This is a genomic window from Heliomicrobium gestii (assembly GCF_009877435.1).
Classification (GTDB): Bacteria; Bacillota; Desulfitobacteriia; order Heliobacteriales; family Heliobacteriaceae; genus Heliomicrobium; species Heliomicrobium gestii.
In genome coordinates this window covers 1-493 of the sequence record NZ_WXEX01000045.1, presented here as the reverse complement: position 1 = coordinate 493, position 493 = coordinate 1, and the positions used below count along the sequence as shown (strand labels likewise).

Below are 493 nucleotides of genomic sequence, written 5' to 3'. Positions count from 1 at the left end.
CAAGGATTTGGTGGACTTGAAAAATACTTCAATGCTCCAGCGCATGCCGTAAATGCGCACGATTTCTGACGCTTCCAGGGTTGTATCCGTGCTCAACAACGCGAGCCATTCTCTGGGATTATTGCGGTTGCGAATGAATACAAGCTTCACGGGGATGCCTTGCTTGGTGTGGACGCAGATCGAGCCGATGATTTCCGAACCGTTTTTGGCCACGAAGCGGTAACGCAGTTGGGAAAGCGAGTAGGATGCCCCTGCCAAGGAATAGCGTTGCTTTAATTCCTTGACCATGCCGATTGCATGAAGCCCCTTCTCCACTACGCACGCAATCATGGGCTCATTGGTAAACCAGGTGTCCATCAACACATAATCCGCTGTTATATCCGCTGCTAGGGCATGATCGAGCAATTGGGACGCCACTTGCGGCTTCCTCTGTACCGCTTCCTTGCGACGCCGGTATCCACAAGTTCTTTTATCGAGATGCTCCGGGTTCTCT

Annotated in this window: 1 protein-coding gene; it reads right to left on the bottom strand. The window is 51.7% G+C overall.

Going from position 1 to position 493, the window contains the following annotated elements:
• Positions 1-417, bottom strand: a 417-nt coding sequence (locus GTO89_RS16970) for a transposase (RefSeq protein ID WP_328793941.1), incomplete at its 3' end; no start/stop codon positions are given.
• Between the last annotated feature and the right edge of the window lie 76 nt (positions 418-493).